This window comes from Bacillus sp. BACIII, from assembly GCF_057836745.1.
Genome location: NZ_CM174437.1, coordinates 884791 through 898906, shown reverse-complemented (window position 1 = coordinate 898906; position 14116 = coordinate 884791). Strand labels below are relative to the sequence as shown.

General features: G+C 46.3%; 14 protein-coding genes and 1 pseudogene. 4 read left to right on the top strand and 11 right to left on the bottom strand.

Going from position 1 to position 14116, the window contains the following annotated elements; all coding sequences use genetic code 11:
* Positions 1-70: 70 nt before the first annotated feature.
* On the bottom strand, positions 71-1339 hold the full coding sequence (gene ilvA, locus ACXN9U_RS04680) for a threonine ammonia-lyase IlvA (RefSeq protein WP_489202230.1): 1269 nt from the start codon (positions 1337-1339) through the stop codon (positions 71-73).
* A 184-nt stretch (positions 1340-1523) separates the two neighbouring features.
* Between ilvA and ACXN9U_RS04675 the strand changes: the two genes are divergently transcribed.
* Positions 1524-2510: a sigma 54-interacting transcriptional regulator gene (locus ACXN9U_RS04675; protein WP_489202229.1), complete on the top strand. Its 987-nt coding sequence runs from the start codon at positions 1524-1526 to the stop codon at positions 2508-2510.
* A gap of 15 nt (positions 2511-2525) precedes the next feature.
* Positions 2526-3164 (top strand): PAQR family membrane homeostasis protein TrhA, encoded by a 639-nt coding sequence (gene trhA, locus ACXN9U_RS04670; RefSeq protein ID WP_016936682.1) that lies wholly within the window; start codon positions 2526-2528, stop codon positions 3162-3164.
* Positions 3165-3205: 41 nt separating this feature from the next.
* On the opposite strand, the gene ACXN9U_RS04665 is transcribed toward trhA, so the two are convergent.
* From ACXN9U_RS04665 to ACXN9U_RS04620, 10 genes and pseudogenes are all read right to left on the bottom strand, one after another.
* Entirely contained in the window at positions 3206-3826 is a 621-nt protein-coding gene (locus ACXN9U_RS04665; RefSeq protein WP_489202228.1) for a lysophospholipid acyltransferase family protein, read from the bottom strand.
* A 21-nt stretch (positions 3827-3847) separates the two neighbouring features.
* Entirely contained in the window at positions 3848-4333 is a 486-nt protein-coding gene (locus ACXN9U_RS04660; protein WP_489202227.1) for a dihydrofolate reductase, read from the bottom strand.
* Positions 4330-5124 carry a thymidylate synthase gene (locus tag ACXN9U_RS04655; protein ID WP_060962501.1) on the bottom strand — a complete coding sequence of 265 codons (795 nt, stop codon included), beginning with the start codon at positions 5122-5124 and terminating at the stop codon, positions 4330-4332. Before ACXN9U_RS04655 ends, ACXN9U_RS04660 begins: the two co-directional genes overlap by 4 nt.
* A 100-nt stretch (positions 5125-5224) precedes the next feature.
* Complete coding sequence (locus ACXN9U_RS04650) at positions 5225-5833, bottom strand: YpjP family protein (RefSeq protein WP_060962500.1); 609 nt, start codon at positions 5831-5833, stop codon at positions 5225-5227.
* A 263-nt stretch (positions 5834-6096) separates the two neighbouring features.
* Positions 6097-6867, bottom strand: a complete 771-nt coding sequence (locus ACXN9U_RS04645; RefSeq protein WP_060962499.1) for a class I SAM-dependent methyltransferase — start codon at positions 6865-6867, stop codon at positions 6097-6099.
* Between the two features lie 39 nt (positions 6868-6906).
* Positions 6907-7341, bottom strand: a complete 435-nt coding sequence (locus tag ACXN9U_RS04640; protein ID WP_060962498.1) for a BrxA/BrxB family bacilliredoxin — start codon at positions 7339-7341, stop codon at positions 6907-6909.
* Positions 7342-7423: 82 nt separating this feature from the next.
* Positions 7424-9100 carry a dihydroxy-acid dehydratase gene (ilvD, locus tag ACXN9U_RS04635; RefSeq protein WP_016936688.1) on the bottom strand — a complete coding sequence of 559 codons (1677 nt, stop codon included), beginning with the start codon at positions 9098-9100 and terminating at the stop codon, positions 7424-7426.
* 258 nt (positions 9101-9358) lie between these two features.
* Positions 9359-10492 (bottom strand): conserved virulence factor C family protein, encoded by a 1134-nt coding sequence (locus ACXN9U_RS04630; protein WP_060962496.1) that lies wholly within the window; start codon positions 10490-10492, stop codon positions 9359-9361.
* Between the two features lie 68 nt (positions 10493-10560).
* Positions 10561-11023: pseudogene (locus ACXN9U_RS04625) on the bottom strand (HD domain-containing protein).
* Entirely contained in the window at positions 11020-11502 is a 483-nt protein-coding gene (locus tag ACXN9U_RS04620; RefSeq protein ID WP_016936690.1) for a glutathione peroxidase, read from the bottom strand. The pseudogene ACXN9U_RS04625 and the gene ACXN9U_RS04620 overlap by 4 nt, the downstream one beginning before the upstream one ends.
* A 282-nt stretch (positions 11503-11784) precedes the next feature.
* Here ACXN9U_RS04620 and metA point away from each other — a divergent pair, with 282 nt between their 5' ends.
* Together metA and ACXN9U_RS04610 are read left to right on the top strand one after the other, a co-directional pair.
* Entirely contained in the window at positions 11785-12690 is a 906-nt protein-coding gene (gene metA / locus ACXN9U_RS04615) for a homoserine O-acetyltransferase MetA (RefSeq protein ID WP_060962495.1), read from the top strand.
* Between the two features lie 224 nt (positions 12691-12914).
* Positions 12915-14057 carry a diglucosyl diacylglycerol synthase gene (locus tag ACXN9U_RS04610; RefSeq protein WP_489202226.1) on the top strand — a complete coding sequence of 381 codons (1143 nt, stop codon included), beginning with the start codon at positions 12915-12917 and terminating at the stop codon, positions 14055-14057.
* The last annotated feature ends 59 nt before the right edge of the window (positions 14058-14116 follow it).

Here is a 14116-nt window from a genome sequence, read left to right as displayed (position 1 = left end):
TTGTTTTCTTTTTATTATATACAATCTGAGAAAGCGTGTCTGTCATTTTGCGCGGCCGTTCTAAAAAAAGTCAGATTAACAGGTGGAACAGGTCCTGATCTTTATTCACTTCTACGTAATGAAATCCTTTTCGATCCATCCGGGCAATGAGCGCGCCGTAATCTTCCCGATGTTTCAGTTCAATGCCGACCAATGCAGGTCCGCTGCTTTTGTTATTTTTTTTCGTATATTCAAACCGGGTGATGTCATCATCAGGTCCGAGCACTTCATCAAGGTATTCACGAAGCGCTCCCGCCCTTTGCGGGAAATTAACGATAAAATAGTGCTGCAGCCCCTCATAAATCATGGAGCGTTCCTTCATCTCCTGCATTCTGCCGATGTCGTTATTCCCTCCGCTGACCACACAGATGACGTTTTTTCCTTTAATCTCTTCCTTGTACAGATCAAGTGCCGACACGGACAATGCGCCCGCCGGCTCAGCTACGATGGCGCATTGATTGTATAATTCGAGAATCGTGCTGCACACTTTTCCTTCCGGGACAAGAAGAATGTCATCAACTACAGTTTCAAGCGTCTGAAAAGTTTCCGCGCCGATTTTTTTTACAGCCGCCCCGTCAACAAATTTATCGATTTTCTCAAGTTCAATGACTTGTCCGGCTTTTTTCGATTCAAAATATGTAGCTGCGCCCTTCGGCTCCACCGCTATGATTTTTGTTTCCGGCGAAATGTTTTTCATGTACGTGCCCAGACCGGAAAGGAGTCCTCCTCCCCCTACACTCGCAAAGAGGAAATGCGGCTCAACGTCAATGTCATTTAAAATTTCAATGGCAGCCGTTCCCTGCCCCGCCATGACGTCCGGATCGTCAAACGGATGAATAAACGTGCGGTTTTCCTTTTCACAGCATTCCGCAGAACTCTTATATGCATCATCGAAAGTGTCACCCGTCAATATGATTTCAACAAATTCTTTTCCGAACAGCTCCACTTGAGATACCTTTTGTCTCGGTGTGGTTGACGGCATAAAAATCTTGCCGTGAATGCCGAGATGTTTGCATGAGAACGCAACCCCCTGCGCGTGGTTTCCCGCACTGGCGCAGACAATTCCGTTTTCAGTCTGCTCTTTTGAGAGCTGTCTCATTTTATTATAAGCCCCTCTGAGCTTAAATGATCTGACCACCTGAAGGTCTTCTCTTTTCAAATAGATATTGCAGTCATATCTCTCAGAAAGTCTGTCATTCCTCTGCAAAGGCGTATGTATCACAACGTCCTTTACGTTTTGGTGCGCTTTTAAAATGTCTTTTACCTGGATGAGAGAGTCTTCTTTAAGTAACGGTTTCATTTACAGAGTCCTTTCTTATTTAAATCCCTATTTAATATGCCATTATAACATGAATATTCAAATAATAAGATAATTATTTGAATTTCGTAAATAAAATTAAATAAACCGATTCGCGAGAAAAAGATATTTTCAAAGGTGAAAACATGTTATACTTAAACCAATTAGAACCAAAAGGAGCCAATTCATGACTGTAATTGAACAATCTGATCCCTTTCATCAGCTAGCCGGCGAACATAAATCCTTTTTAGAAACGAAACGATTGGCCGCCAAATTCGCCTTATCGGATCTGCCTGTCTTCATCACGGGTGAAGTCGGAACCGGAAAAAAACAAATGGCCGCAGCGATCCACCATAAATCCCGCAGAAACAGCGAACTATTTATTACCGTTCACTGCAGCCAAAGCGAAGAGCGGCTCAATCATGAACTGTTCTGTGCTGAAGGTGCATTAAATAGGGCCCGCCGCGGAACATTATTCTTATATGAAATCGGAGACATGCCGCTGTCGGTACAGGCCCGCCTTCTTTCGGAGCTTGATGCCGGGCTTTCCGCCCGCATCATTGCAAGCAGCACGTCGGATCTTGCCGATGCGGAAAACACGTTCAGCAAAGATTTATTTTACAGGCTTCACGTGTTATGCCTTCCGCTCCCTGCTTTATCTGAACGAAAAGGCGATATACCGCTCCTTCTTCAGCATATTCTGGCAGCCTCTGGGCAGCAATTGCATCTCGATCCGTCCGTTTATCCGCTGTTTGAGCGGCACACCTTTAACGGCAACATCAGAGAGCTTCAAAACGCGGCGCATTATATGGCTGCGGCAGCCTCCGGCGGTACGATTTATCCCGAGGATGTCCCGCCGTATATCAAAAACAGCCAGAAAGCGAAAACCGCCAAGAAAAAAGAAAAGCGCCTGACATTGATGGAGAAAGAAGAATTTTTGTTTATTTTGGAATCAATCAAAGGCTTAAATGCCAAAGGCGAACCCGCCAGCAGACGGAGCATATCCGAATTAAGTGAGAACGGCACAATGACATTGACGCCTCAGCAGGTCAGAAACAGGCTTGATTACTTAGAAAAGATGAACTATGTCACAAAAGGCCGGGGACGCGCAGGAACAAAAATCACAATAGAAGGATTAGGCTTTTTGCAGTCACTGCAAAAACAAATCCTTTAAAAGGAGGACATTTGATTGTTCACGATTAAAGAAGAAATCGCAAATGCCATCACACACGGAATCGGTGTATTGCTGTCAATTCCGGCGCTGATTTTTCTCATTATCTTCGCGGTGAAATACGGATCGCCGACAGACATCGCCAGCTTCTCGATTTTCGGCGCCTCAATGCTGCTTCTGTATCTCAGCTCGACTCTCCTGCACAGCATTCAGCATAAAAAAACGAAAGACATTCTTGAGATTGTGGATCACTCCGCGATTTACGTCTTAATAGCGGGGACATATACGCCATTTTTATTAGGGCCGCTTAAAGGCGCACTCGGCCTGACTCTTTTAATTATCGTTTGGTCGCTTGCCCTCGGAGGCATCGTGTTTAAAATCTTTTTCGTGAAGCGGTTTATCATTTTTTCAACGCTTGTCTATTTAATGATGGGCTGGCTGATTATCGTCGCCATTAAACCGCTGTACGCTTCGCTGTCAGGCCCGGGATTCGGCCTTCTTCTTCTCGGCGGCTTATTATATTCCGCCGGCACCGTTTTTTATATTTGGAGAAAGATCCCGTTTCATCACGCCATTTGGCACAGCTTTGTTTTAGGCGGCAGTGCCTCAATGTTTTTCTGTATTTTATTTTATTGTGTCAAAGTTCCCTTTATCTGAAATAAAAAAGCACAGCCTCTCGTAAAGAGACTGTGCTTTTTTTATGCACGGAGCCGTTTTTGAACGGCCGGATAATAAGCGGGCTTGACATGCAATTCAATGTCAGCCGGTTTCAGCCGTTTCAATAATCTGCCCCGAAGCAGCCGGTCTGTTCCCGTTGTGCTGACCGGAACAATCGGAAGGTCAAAACGCAGGGCCAGTTCCTCCGGATTGATTTTGCCGTCTTCAGAAAGAATCAGGCTTTGTCTTTTTTGCAGGCGGACTTCCGCCTCCTGACGCACGTCCCGGCTGTCTCCGTCACAAATGACGCCCATCAGTCTCAGCCAATTCCCGAGAAACGGCATCCGGAAAGCTTTCTTGCCGGCAATAAAACCAGCCGGATCTTCAAGATGTCCCGCAAGCAGCACAAGATCACCCACACCTAATCTGGGGTGCACATACAATACAGGTCCGTCCGGTATCGGCCGATCATGATGAATGCTGATTACCGATCCCGACACGTCAATGCAGCCCCTCATAAACGCTTTCGGCTGTTCGTACACCCGTTTCATCTGTTTTTGAAAAGACAGCCGCGGGTCAAGCTCTTTTAGATTGATATATTCCTGAATATTTTTCATGCACATAAATACAACGTACATGACAAGGCAGCCGTAACGAATCAATTCTTGCCCCCCTGCTTGATCTCAATTCTTTTTCTCGTATACAAGGTACTCATAATCGTAAGGATTTTTTTCATCTTTTACTCCCTGTCTGTGGGATGTCAATTCCCATTCAGCTTCATTAAACTCCGGAAAAAAACGGTCACCTTCAAAGACATGATGAATTTTAGTCATGTAGAGTCTGTCCGCATATGGAAAGAGCGCACTGTACAGCTGGGCGCCGCCGATTACAAAGCATTCTTCATTCCCCGGGATCAGTTTGAGCACTTCCTCAGCCGAGGAAGCGACAGTACAGCCTTGAAATAAGGATTCGTCCCGTGAAGTTACAACGATGTTACGCCGATTCGGAAGCGGACGTCCGATTGATTCAAACGTTTTCCGCCCCATCACAATGGTGTGTCCAGTCGTCACTTTTTTGAAATATGCGAGATCATCCGGAAGGTGCCAAGGCAGATCGTTATCTTTTCCGATCAGCCGGTTTTCATCCATCGCAAAAATAAACGAAATCATACGCTGACAGCTCCTTTTATATGCGGATGCGGGTTATAATCCTCAATGATAAAGTCTTCAAACGTAAAATCAAAAATAGAATCAACGTTGCGCGCAAACCGCAGTTTCGGCAGCGGGCGGACATCTCTTGTCAGCTGCAAATTCACCTGTTCCACATGGTTTTGATAAATGTGGACGTCTCCGAACGTATGAACAAACTCACCCGGTTCAAGACCCGTCACATGCGCGATCATCATTGTTAAAAGCGCATAAGACGCGATATTAAACGGCACGCCGAGAAAAACATCCGCCGACCGCTGGTAAAGCTGGCACGACAGTTTTCCATCTGCGACATAAAACTGAAACAGGCAGTGGCAAGGAGGAAGCGCCATATGATCAATTTCGCCGACATTCCACGCGCTGACGATTAATCGCCGGGAATTCGGATTGGTCTTGATGTCATGAACCAGCCGAGAGATTTGATCAATCGTCTCGCCGTCCGCTCCGCGCCATGAGCGCCATTGAGAGCCGTAAACCGGTCCGAGCTCTCCGTTTTCATCGGCCCATTCGTTCCAGATGCGTACCCCGTTTTCCTGAAGGTAGCGGACATTCGTGTCTCCTTTTAAAAACCAAAGCAGCTCGTGCGCGATTGATTTAAAATGGAGCTTTTTCGTCGTAAGCATCGGGAAACCTTCCTGAAGGTTAAAACGCATTTGGTAGCCGAACGTGCTGATCGTCCCCGTTCCCGTACGGTCTCCTTTTCTTTCTCCGTTTTCTAACACATGACGGCACAAATCTTTATATTGTTTCATCTTTTTTCATCCTTTTAACGTAGTCTTTTAGTAGTGTAACACAATAAAAAATCATTTCTGCAAAATTTCTCAGAAATGATTTTTTTATTTCTTCACGTTATTACACGCTCATCCAGTCAGGCGGCGTATTCCGGTCCCAATAAATGCTGCCGAGCTCATGGTGTGATTGGAATCCGTCTTCAGCGGTATGGTAATGAAAATTAAACCAGTAGCCGTCTTGCGGAGGATGATCCCGGCGGACGTGGAATCTTAAAAGATCTTCACCCGTCAGCCTGTTATACACATGAAAAATTTTTTCGGTTTTTCCGGCTGACGGCTTGCTGGAAATGACCACATCCTGATACGCTTCATCATCTTGAAACTTGGCTAAATGCCCTGTGATCACATCTTCGATTTTCGGCAGAATTTCACTTCTGTAATCATCTTCAATGACCGGAGAGATTTTGCTGCCGAATTTTAGAAGTGATTGATTTTCAGCATCACCAAGAAGCTGCTGCTGATACGATTGAAACTGTAACTCAGGCTCCCGCCCTGCCTTCTCTTCCCCCGGCAGGGAGTGTTCATCATAAAAAGCGGTGTAATCATTCTGCTCAAGACTGCTCGACTGTCCTGAAGGCTTGTCTGTCATCAAAGCAGCCGGAGGAGACACGAGCCCGAACGTTACAATGGTAAACAGAACCACAAGGGTCTTTTTCATCCACAATTTCATGATAGATAGTTCCCCTCTGTTTTATTGTCCTCTTGTCCCTATATTCTAGCATAGATCAAAGCGCGGTGTCATGTCCGGAAGCGCCTGATCATACAATATGGGAAATTGGTAACTGTGACCGAGCGGCTAAACCGCTTACAATAAGAAAGAGAAAAAGGAGGGGATGAGATGATTAACGCTTTATTTGCGACTGTATCACTTCTCACGCTGCTTTATTTTATCGTGATGGAAATCACTGATTAACGAAAGAGAAGCTCATGATATCATGAGCTTACATGAATGACACCGAAGTGGAAAAGCGCCGTTTTTCTTTTCAGCACCTTGAAGCCGTATCGTTCAAACCGCGGGCTTTTCCAATGGTCTTTAAGCACTACGCATTTTTTCGCCGCCCGAACGGCTTGCGTGATGCACTCTTCGTTAAAACCTTCTTCTGCCAGCGCACGGAGCGGCGCAATGCCGTCTGACGTTTCAACAGGTTCGTGAAACATCGGGTCAAAATAGATGACATCTACCGATGAATCAGGAAGCTCCCGCAAATAATCGGCGCAGTCGGCATGCTTGACTTGAATGCGTTTCATGGCGGCTTGCAGCGGTTCAATACCGGTTTCCCACGTTTGAAGGCCTGTTTTAACAAGCAATGAGACAAGCTCATTTTTCTCCAGGCCGATTACTTGTCCGCTTTTTCCGACAGCCATGCTTGCCAAAATCGCATCGGATGCCAGGCCGAGCGTGCAATCTAAAAAGGAGTCCCCTTCGCGTAAACCGGCTGCTTTTAACATCGGCTCGGCTTCCCCTTTCAATAACCGCTTTGCCCGGAACATCGCTGTATTCGGGTGAAAAAAGAACTTTTCCCCTTGCTTCGTGTAAAGTTCGAACCGTTCCTTTCCAATGACCAAAAGATCGTTTGCCGCTCGTTCCAGCATTTTTTCAATGGGCTGTTTATTGCGGCTGCAATAGGTGTCACCCAGCCTGTCACTGAGAGACTGTGCTGTGTGTATCGTATATTCGCTAGGTCTGTAACTGGTTGTGATCATTTATTTCTCCAAAAAGAAAATGCCCGGAATTCGGGCATTTCAGCAGTGTGCATCGAAGGCATTCGTCAGATTTTTCATAATTTCCTCCATGTCATGCCCTTCGATTTCGTGGCGGGGAATAAAGTGAACGACCTCTTTCCCTTTTAACAGCGCCATTGATGGCGAGGAAGGTTCCTGCCCCGTAAAATATTCACGCATTTTTGCAGTCGCATCTTTATCTTGACCGGCAAATACGGTAACCGTATGATCAGGCGCTTTTTCATGCTGTAAAACAGCCTGAGTCGCAGCCGGACGGGCAAGACCCGCGGCACAGCCGCACACGGAGTTGACAACGACCAATGTCGTGCCCTCAGCTTGTTCCATAAAGCTTTCCACTTCTTCCGCCGTCGTTAATTCCTGAAAACCCGCGCCCGTCAGCTCGCGGCGCATCGGCACGACCAGCTGGCGCATATATTCTTCATAAGCCATTGACATAAAAACAGCCCCCTCTAAAATCCTGATATGATGTCAAGGATACTATAGAGGGAGCTGGAATTCAATTGTTCAGGCCACTGATTTAAATTTTCATGATTCCGCCCGTATTGGCGCTTGTCACGAGTTTGGAATACCGTGCAAGATATCCTGTTTTGACTTTCGGCTCAAAGCCTTTCCAATTCGCCTTACGTTTTTCCCATTCTTCTTCAGGCACTTGCACATCCAAAATCCGTTTTTCTATGTCAACGATGACATGGTCTCCGTTTTCGACGAATGCGAGCGGGCCGCCCTCAGCCGCTTCAGGGGATACGTGGCCGATTGAAAGGCCGCGGGACGCCCCTGAAAAACGTCCGTCTGTAATAAGCGCCACTTTCGGGCCAAGCCCCATTCCGACAATCTGAGAAGTCGGAGCGAGCATCTCCGGCATGCCAGGACCTCCTTTTGGACCTTCATAACGGATAATGACAACGTCTCCTTCTTTTACTTTGCGGTTTATAATGCCTTCAAGCGCGGCATCCTGTGAATCAAAGACGACAGCGGGGCCTTCGTGTCTTGTAATCCCGTCCTGTACGCCGCCTGTTTTGATAATGGCGCCGTCCGGAGCCAGATTCCCAAACAGCACGGCCAAACCGCCTTTTTCGGTAAACGGATTGTCAAGCGGATGAATCACGTCATAATCCTTTACTTCATGACCTGCTATTGTTTCTCCGAGTGTCCGGCCTGTCACAGTCAGCGCGTCAAGATGAAGCGCGCCTTCTTTTTTCGCCAATTCATTAAGGGCCGCAGAGACTCCGCCCGCTTCATGCAGATCTTCAATGAAGACATCCGAGGCCGGCGCCAATTTCGATAAGTGAGGTACTCGTTCAGCCACTTCGTTAATGCGTTCTAATGAGTACTCGACTCCCGCTTCATTGGCAAGCGCAAGCGTATGAAGCACTGTGTTGGTTGAGCCGCCGAGAGCCATATCTAACGCAAACGCGTTGTCAATCGCTTTTTCTGTGACGATATCACGCGGCTTAATGTCCTTTTTAATGGTTTCCATCAATTGGGCCGCTGATTTTCTCACAAACTCTCTTCTTTCCGGAGAAGCCGCAAGAATTGTTCCGTTGCCCGGAAGCGCCAGACCGAGCGCTTCAGACAGACAGTTCATCGAGTTTGCCGTAAACATGCCTGAACAAGATCCGCACGTCGGACAGCCGAACTGTTCCAGCTCCTGCAGTTCGCCTTCACCGATTTTCCCGGCTTGATAGGCGCCGACGCCTTCAAATACTGAAGAAAGCGAGATCTTGCGGCCGTCGCTTGTGCGGCCGGCTGCCATCGGCCCGCCGCTCACGAAAATGGTCGGGATATTAATCCGCATAGCCGCCATCAGCATTCCCGGCGTAATTTTGTCACAGTTCGGAATGCAGACCATTCCGTCAAACCAGTGCGCCGAGACGACCGTTTCAACTGAATCGGCAATGATTTCACGGCTCGGCAGCGAATATCTCATGCCGATATGCCCCATTGCGATTCCGTCATCTACTCCGATTGTGTTAAATTCAAAAGGGACTCCGCCCGCTTCCCTGATTGCTTCTTTTACGATTTTTCCAAATTCCTGCAGATGAACATGTCCGGGAACGATATCGATGTATGAATTGCAGACCGCGATAAACGGCTTGCCGAAGTCTTCTTCTTTTACGCCGGCAGCGCGAAGCAGGCTGCGGTGCGGCGCTCTGTCTATTCCCTGTGTGATCATGTTGCTGCGTAATTCTGCCATGGTGATCCCCCTACTGTTTTTAGACTGTGCGATATTTTTAAAATTTTCAGTTTATTTAAGGGCGCATTCTGTATATATCTTCAGTTACAGCGTTTCCGCCCTGTCCGCTTTCGTATTCTTTTTGTATCTCGATAAAAACCCTCCAACAATTAATATTGTACTTACTATATAGAGTTTTGAATCATTTTTCAACAATATTCTAAATAATTTTTATAAAAAGTGAATTCAAATAAAAAAGGTGCATGGCGCACCTTTTTATTACTGCTGTTCTTTTTTTCTGCTTTCAGTCATTTGTTTCCAGACTGAACCTTTCGCCTCTTCTCCGTGCTCAATCCGTTCAATCGCCATTTTGACCTGCAGGCTGACTTCGAATTCCGGATCGTCTTCCGCCGCTTTTAATGCTTCCAGCGCTGTTTCATCGCCGACTTCATATAAAAACATGGCCGCGCGCCAGCGCACGAGCTTGCTTGAGTCACTGAGCGATTTTATCATTGCCGGAATCGCGCTCGCATCGCCGATATCTGACAGGCAGTCACCCGCCGTCCTTCTGACCGTCACCGTTTTGTCTTCAAGCGCTTTGTATAAAAGCGGAAGCACAGACGGCTTTTCGATCATTCCTAAATAGACGACGGCTTGTCTTCTGATCGAGGTCTTCGGATCATGAAGCGCTTTTTCCAATACAGGTAAATCGTCTTCATCCGGGTCCATTTGCTCAAGATGGGCATAGCGCTGTTTCCAGTCTTCATCATCGAGCATGTCCGGAGTCACTTTATAAGCTTTCCGCTGCACTGCCGGCTTGGCCTCACCCTTTTGCTGTGCAGCCGCTTCGGTCAGGCGTTTGAGCCGCTCATCACTGTAAGCAGCCTGAAGCTCTTCTGTGACATCGTGTCCGATTTCGGTAAAATCCCCGAAGCGGACGCCTTGTTCTTTCCAGGAGCGCTCAAATACGACATTTGAGGCTTCCGAACGCAGCTTTAATATGGCTTCTTGAAAACGTTCCGGAAGGCCGAACCGTTCTTCACGTTCGCCGTCCGTCAATTTGACCTGCATCGGGATTCCGCTGAACATTTGGACGAAAACCTTCACTTCTCCGAATGATTCCTGTTCAGAACGGCTCTCAGTTTGCTCCGTTTGTTCCATTCCGAAGGCTGATCGGACTTGCGGCAGAATTTCCTTCCAGTCAAAACGGGCGTTTCTCTCCACAGCCAAAAAATCAGCAACATGATAAACGCCTTTTACTCCCTCAATCTTTAAAATATCACGTACGACGGCCGGAGCATCTTCTGCCTGATCCGGCTTGTAATTGTTGCTTTTGCCTGCCGGAAGCTCTTCGGTCAAGATCACTTTCATCGTGTTCGGACTCGGCGTCGGTTCTATTGATTTAATCTTCATTTTGGTCCTCCTATGCACAATCTGACACTTATTCTAACACAGCCTGCACAAGCGTTCTATTGCCCCGCTTAGCTTTTTGTCATGCTGGCGGCAAACTGCAATAGAAATTGATGCCGCTCCCCTGCCAATCCGGCCCCTGTTTTTGTATTCATTAAGCCGAGCCGATACCCGCAGCGCCGATCGCATCAAGCATGTCTGCATCCTGAAACAACTTTTCCTTCCAATGAAAGCGGCTGTTTTTTCAGCGGTTCCCTGTGCAAAAATGACATCCCTGTGATCATATCCGCGATCTCCCGAACGGAGTCATGCGCGATGTTGAAAGAGCAGCCAGCCGTTCTGTCACTCCGCCCGCCGTCAGCCTTTCTTCGAGCTTATCATCAATTAGATCATGAACCAACGCGGCCGCCTCGGTGCGCCTTCTTCTTTTGCAATACAAACAGAAAGTGTTGCGATCCGGGAAATATGAAGCCTGTCATGGCCCGTTCTTTCATTGATAAGCGGTTCTTTTTCGTTCACCGTGTCACCTCTTATAGAGCCAAAAGCCTCTGTACTGTATCTTCAAGCTCCTTCGGGTTGACGTTTGGAGAAAAACGCCCGGTGACCTCGCCGTTTCGGTCCACAATAAACTTAGTGAAATTCCATTTGACCGCCTTTGTGCCGAGCATCCCCTTCGCCTTCTCCGTCAAATATGTGAAAAGAGGATGAGCGTCTGCTCCATTGACATCCACTTTCGCAAACATCGGGAATGTGACGCCGTAATTTTTCACACAGAATTCCTGAATTTCCGCCTCGTTTCCGGGCTCTTGGTTCATAAATTGATTGCAGGGAAATCCTAATATTTCAAGCCCTTCCTCCCGGTATGTATCATAGAGCTCCTGAAGCTGCTTGAGCTGGGACGTGAACCCGCATTTGCTCGCTGTATTCACAATGATCAACACCTTGCCCCTGTAAGCCGATAGCGTCATGTCTTCGCCGGTTATGGTCCGTACGTTTATGTCGTAGATTGTCATCTGCGCCCCTCCTTCTTTCATTCTTCATTTATTTTAACTGTTTTACAATGCAAAACAAACGGAAACCGCTTTTCCCTTCCATTTACCGGTAAACATTTTTTTCGAGGAACCAAACGGCTCTTTGCCCGTCATAATAAAGAGCCGCCCCGAATTTATGCCCATTTGCCGCTTTCATCCTGTCTTTATGTGTTAATTGCGGCTTATTACGCCGGGATGGATTGAAAAATGGCTTAAAAATTTCTATAATGAAGAAAATTAACGGGGAATAACGGAGGTGGCATGTTGCCTATTAATATACCAAATCACCTGCCCGCTAAGCAGGTGCTTGAAAGTGAACACATCTTTGTAATGGATGAAAGCCGGGCTTTTTCTCAGGATATCCGGCCGCAGAAGATCGTGATTTTAAATCTGATGCCGAAAAAAATCCAAACGGAAACCCAGCTCCTCAGGCTGCTTGGGAATTCGCCTTTACAAGTTCACTTTACATTCCTAATTCCGAGCACACATACTCCAAAAAATACAGCAAGGCAGCATTTGGATGAATTTTATACGGAATTTTCCAGCATCCGCCACAAACGGTTTGACGGAATGATTATTACCGGCGCTCCGATTGAGCACCTGCCGTTTGAAGATGTTTCTTACTGGGAAGAATTAAAGGAAATTATGGAGTGGAGCAAAACGAACGTCACTTCAACGCTCCATATCTGCTGGGGGGCTCAAGCCGGTTTATACTACCATTACGGCATTGAAAAAACGGAGCTGCCGAAAAAAATCTTCGGCGTGTTTGAGCATACCGTTCTTAAAAAACACGAGAGATTGGTAAGAGGCTTTGACGAGCTATACTATGTGCCCCACTCACGGCATACAGATATTAATACGGAGCAGCTGAAATCTGCTTCAGATTTGGATGTGCTGAGCGTTTCAGAGGAAGCCGGTGTCTGTTTAATCGTTTCAAAAGACGAAAAGCAGATTTTCTTAACGGGTCACCCGGAATACGATACTGATACGCTTCTTCAGGAGTATGAGAGGGATATAGAAAGAAAGCTTTCAAACGTAGAAGCTCCTAAGCACTATTTTGCACCCGGCGGGAAAGAACCTGTAAACCGCTGGAAGGCTCATGCGACGTTATTGTTTATGAATTGGCTGAATTATTATGTATATCAGGAAACCCCGTATGAATGGGATTAATTTTTGTTTTGAGTGATACGGTGACAAAAATATGATAAAATACTCTTGATTCAGTATGGGTATAACAGAACTTTAAAATACTGGAACATATCAATTAAATTTAGTTTAAATATGTTGCCGCGCTTATTATAAAATGATGTACTTGTGTTATGTTTATCTATAGACAATAACTCCTTACGATGCATGAAGCTTGCTTGTTGTTGATTACATTGAGGTGAATTTACTTGAATACCAATAAAAAAGTATTAATTTTGACTGCAAATTACGGAAACGGACATGTTCAAGTGGCCAAAACGCTCTACGAACAATGTCTGCGTCTCGGCTTAAAAGTGACGGTTTCCAATTTGTATCAAGAGTCAAATCCGATTGTTTCAGAGGTTACTCAATACCTTTATTTAAAAAGCTTCTCAATCGGGAAACAGTTTTATCGTTTGTTTTATTACGGAGTTGACAAAATCTATAATAAACGCAAATTCAATATTTATTTTAAAATGGGAAATAAACGTCTGGGCCAGCTCGTGGAAGAGCATAAGCCAGACATTATAATCAATACATTTCCGATGATTGTCGTACCGGAATACAGACGGAGAACCGGAAAAGTGATCCCGACGTTCAACGTTATGACCGATTTCTGCCTTCACAAAATCTGGGTTCATGAAAATGTGGATAAATACTATGTCGCCACGGATTACGTGAAGGAAAAACTGATTGAAATCGGCACTCATCCGAACAACGTAAAGATCACAGGCATTCCCATCAGGCCTCAATTCGAGGAAACGATGCCGAAAGAACCGATTTATAAAAAATACAATCTTTCTCCCAACAAAAAAGTGCTTCTTATTATGGCGGGAGCGCATGGTGTGCTGAAAAACGTAAAAGAACTGTGCGAAAACCTCGTTCATGACGATCAGGTCCAAGTTGTAGTGGTATGCGGCAAAAACGGCTCGCTGAAAGAATCACTCAGCAGCTTGGAAAGCGGCAATACCGACCGCCTGAAAGTGCTCGGCTATGTAGAAAGAATCGACGAGCTGTTCCGGATTACGGACTGCATGATTACAAAACCGGGCGGCATCACGCTGACGGAAGCGACAGCGATCGGCGTACCGGTTATTTTGTACAAACCCGTGCCAGGACAGGAAAAGGAAAATGCCATTTTCTTTGAAGACTGCGGTGCGGCTGTCGTGGTCAACCGCCACGAAGAAATTTTAGAGTCTGTCACCTCCCTTCTTGCGGATGAGGAAAAGCTGAACCGGATGAAGGACAATATTAAAAGCCTTCACCTCCCCAACTCTTCTGAAGTCATTTTGCAGGACATTATAAAAGAATCTGAACTGATGGCCGGGAAGGCAGATATGGCAATGTCATAACAAAAAGCACACGAATGATTCGTGTGCTTTTTGTTCGGATAAGTGTTGCCGCTGGAAAA

What these genes read in the sequence shown, in the direction of transcription:
- ilvD (WP_016936688.1), bottom strand. Translation starts at nt 9,100, where the DNA reads ATGGCAGAATTACGCAGCAACATGATCACACAGGGAATAGACAGAGCG.
- ACXN9U_RS04655 (WP_060962501.1), bottom strand. Translation starts at nt 5,124, where the DNA reads ATGAAACAATATAAAGATTTGTGCCGTCATGTGTTAGAAAACGGAGAA.
- ACXN9U_RS04640 (WP_060962498.1), bottom strand. Translation starts at nt 7,341, where the DNA reads ATGTCAATGGCTTATGAAGAATATATGCGCCAGCTGGTCGTGCCGATG.
- ACXN9U_RS04675 (WP_489202229.1), top strand. Translation starts at nt 1,524, where the DNA reads ATGACTGTAATTGAACAATCTGATCCCTTTCATCAGCTAGCCGGCGAA.
- ACXN9U_RS04650 (WP_060962500.1), bottom strand. Translation starts at nt 5,833, where the DNA reads ATGAAATTGTGGATGAAAAAGACCCTTGTGGTTCTGTTTACCATTGTA.
- ACXN9U_RS04660 (WP_489202227.1), bottom strand. Translation starts at nt 4,333, where the DNA reads ATGATTTCGTTTATTTTTGCGATGGATGAAAACCGGCTGATCGGAAAA.
- ACXN9U_RS04645 (WP_060962499.1), bottom strand. Translation starts at nt 6,867, where the DNA reads ATGATCACAACCAGTTACAGACCTAGCGAATATACGATACACACAGCA.
- ACXN9U_RS04620 (WP_016936690.1), bottom strand. Translation starts at nt 11,502, where the DNA reads ATGACAATCTACGACATAAACGTACGGACCATAACCGGCGAAGACATG.
- ilvA (WP_489202230.1), bottom strand. Translation starts at nt 1,339, where the DNA reads ATGAAACCGTTACTTAAAGAAGACTCTCTCATCCAGGTAAAAGACATT.
- ACXN9U_RS04630 (WP_060962496.1), bottom strand. Translation starts at nt 10,492, where the DNA reads ATGAAGATTAAATCAATAGAACCGACGCCGAGTCCGAACACGATGAAA.